Source organism: Dietzia sp. DQ11-44, assembly GCF_014145205.1.
In the GTDB taxonomy this organism is placed as follows: Bacteria; Actinomycetota; Actinomycetes; order Mycobacteriales; family Mycobacteriaceae; genus Dietzia; species Dietzia natronolimnaea.
On sequence record NZ_JAALEC010000480.1, the window covers coordinates 1 to 3,193 of the forward strand.

The following is a 3,193-nucleotide window of genomic DNA, read 5'->3' on the forward strand; positions in this document are numbered from 1 at the left end:
TCCAGCCGGTCTCGAGGTTCGCCTCGCGCTGCGGACCCACCAGGTACGACCCGAGCACCGGGGTGGTGGCGGGATCGAGCCCGAACGGCAGGGCCACGGTCGACTCGTTGACGCCCTCGGCGCCCTGGCCGCCGGCGGTGCCGGCACTCTCGCCGGTGGTGACGGAGGGGCCGCCGCCGGGCTCCTGGGTGGTGTTGGCGGCACCGGGATCGGCCACCACCGCGTCCGCGGAGAGGTCGGGCGCGACGCCGTCCGGGGTGAACCCCGAGTTGTCGCCGGCCTCGATGGCCGCCGCGCGCTCGGCGGGGTCGATCGACCCGTCCGGTCGGGGGGTCGCGGCGAGCGGGGTGAGCATGCCGGCGTTGGCATCGGGTTCCACCAGCACACGGTCGGCGAGCATGCACGGGTTCCCGGCGAGCGCCGAGAAGTTGCCGGCCGCGATCGTGTACGCCGGGTACTGCTTGTGGACCCCCTTGGCGAACGAGGCCACGGAGAACACGACGAGCAGACCCGCGACCACCGCGATGGGTGCGGCGGCGATCGTCCTCATGCGCCGCCGGCCCTCGCGCGTCCTGGGCGCCTGCGTGCCGGTGTAGTCCTGGCGCAGATGCTGCCACCCCGCGTAGGCGAAGGTCAGCACGGCCAGGCCCAGGAGGACGGTCGCGGCGTCGATCCCGCGGATACTGGGCGCCTTGTCCCACCAGGGGATGCCGTAGCTCGAGACGTACCACCAGCCGTTGGGGCCGGCGAAGGCCAGCGCGAGCACCACGAGGATCACCCCGAGGAACACCGTCCGGTTGCGGGCGGTGCGGACCGCGGACGCGGAGATGGCCATGGCGCCGAGCGCCGCGATCGCCGCGCCGATCCCCGCGTAGACGCCGAAGTGGTGGGTCCACTTGGTGGGGGAGAACATCATGAAGAACGCGGTGCCCACCACCACGCCGACAAGGCGCCAGACGGGCCCGGAGGCCGCGCCCGGGATCTTGCCGCGGCGCAGCAGGGTGCCGATCACCATGATGAGGCACAGCAGGACCAGCAGGACCGGGAGTCGGCGGGAGAGCGATCCGTCGACCGTCGGGATCATCAGGTAGTAGTAGCGGACGAACTCCTCGAACCAGTTCAGGTTGGGGCCGATCTCGCCGCGCACCCGGATCGCCTCGAGCACGGAGGCCAGGGACTGGATGCCGAAGACGCTGATGAGCACCATGGTCCCGGCGGCCAGCACCGGTGTGACCAGGGCGAGGTGCGAGCCGACCTCGCGTCCGCGCACCACGACGGTGCGCAGGACGGGGCGCAGCCCCATGACGAGTGCGGCGACGGCCATCAGGCCGGTGGGGCCGGTGGCCAGCGAGAACGAGGCCAGGATCACCGCGATGGCGTACGGCAACATGCGTCGGGTCGCGATGGCGCGTTCGACGGAGACCCAGGTGAGCAGCGCGCCCAGGGCGATGACGGGCTCGGGCCGCAGGCCGTTGTTGAAGGCCATCCAGAAGGCGAGGAACACTGCGGCGGCGCTCCACACGACCACCGGGGTGGTGCGCGCGGCGCGGCCGAGCCGGGGCAGGACCTCGCGGCTGATGACGAGCCAGCACAGGATCGCGGCGATGAGGGCGGGGAGCCGCATCCAGGGGCTGGCGGTGGACACGTGCGCGAGCATCGTGAGCAGGTCGTAGTAGGGGGAGCCGAAGGGCGACTCGGGTACCCCGTACCAGCGGTAGTAGTTGGCCATGTAGCCGGCGGGGTCGGCGGCCCGGGCCATCGACATGATGTACCCGTCGTCGGAGGTGTTGCCGCCGACGAAGTGCCAGATACCGAGGGTGCCGATCACGGCCACGTCCGGGAGCCGGATCCTGAACCACCCGCGGGGCAGGAAGCGGCGGGACCGGCGGCCGTCGGTCTGGTCGAGCCCGTGCAGGGCCCACAGGGCCACGGCGGTGGCGATCAGCCCGATCACGATGGCCGCCCACTTGAGGGCGGTCGGGTCGGTGGTGAAGCGGGAATCGACCTCCACGGCCACCTCGAGGCCGTCGGGGACCGCGGTGTCGGAGGGCAGGTCGGTGTAGATGCCCACGACCATCGGTCGGAGGTCGTCGGCGTCGACCCGGCGGGCGGCATCGTCGATGCCCTCGAACTCCGCCTCCACGAAGGTCGGGGCCGCGGTCAGGGTCAGCTGCGTGCACTCCCCGGCGGCGACCTCCTCCCGCGGGGCCGAGACGATGACCCGGTTGCGGGAGACCACGTCGACCGTGTCCTGGGAGGCGCGGACGAACAGTGCCCGGTCACCGGAGTCCTTGCCGCCCGCCGGAGCGGTGGACAGGAGGATCCCGCCGTCGGCGGGCAGGTCCGCGACCAGGGTGCAGGGCACGGTGGCGGTGAACCGCTGAGGCGAGTGCGCCATCAGCGGCGCGGTCACCGAGTCGACCGATCCGTTCTGTGGCCACTGCACGCTCGAGGTGGTCTGGTTGACCGGCAGGAACGGCAGGGAGAGGAAGCACAGGGTGCCCAGGAGGCCGCTGACGATGGCGACGAGGCGGAGCCTCGCGACACGGGCGTCGGCGGCGACCGGGCCGGAAGCTGCGGTGGAGTCTGACACGACGCCCGATTCTAGGCGACGGTCACTTCATGGGACCCGGCGTGGTCCAGCCCCACTGGACGGAACTGCTGCGTACGAGGTCCGCGGGCGTCGCCCCGGGGTCGAGGGGTTCGAACCGCTGGAGGGACCCCCAGTCCCTCGACCAGTCGTGATCGAGGTAGGTGGGGACGGTGACGGCCTCCACCGTCTGGGTGGTCCACAGCAGTGGTCCGCCGCCACCCGCGCTCTGCCACCAGTTCGCGGCGGCCGAGGACTCGCGGTCGGCGAGGATCCGGTAGCGGGGGATCTCGGCGACCCCGCCGTTGTGGACGAAGGGACGCTGACACGGGAAGGCCAGGGCCACCACCCAGTCGACGAGCACCGGGTCGGAGTGGCCCACGACCTCGTCGAGGGTGCGCAACCGGGGGTTCCGGGGCGGGGTCACGGCGAGCCACCAGTCGGGGTCGAGATTGCCGTCGGTCGCCACCACTCGCACGACCTCCGCGTCGGCGGGGATCGACTCCAGCGGGATCCTGAGGTTGCGCCAGGCGGGGGCCGGACCGATGTCGACGGGGGTCGTGGAGCCCATGACCTCGAAGTCGGTGGGGCCCGCCGCACCGA

The 3,193-nt window shown here is 72.2% G+C and carries 2 protein-coding genes; both read right to left on the reverse strand.

The annotated features are described in order from the left end of the window. Positions 1-2,593: arabinosyltransferase domain-containing protein (locus tag G6018_RS12170; RefSeq protein ID WP_182639734.1), on the reverse strand; the 2,593-nt coding region annotated here is incomplete at its 3' end. Between the two features lie 22 nt (positions 2,594-2,615). Further along, positions 2,616-3,193, reverse strand: a 578-nt coding sequence (locus G6018_RS12175; RefSeq protein WP_182639735.1) for an arabinosyltransferase C-terminal domain-containing protein, incomplete at its 5' end; no start/stop codon positions are given.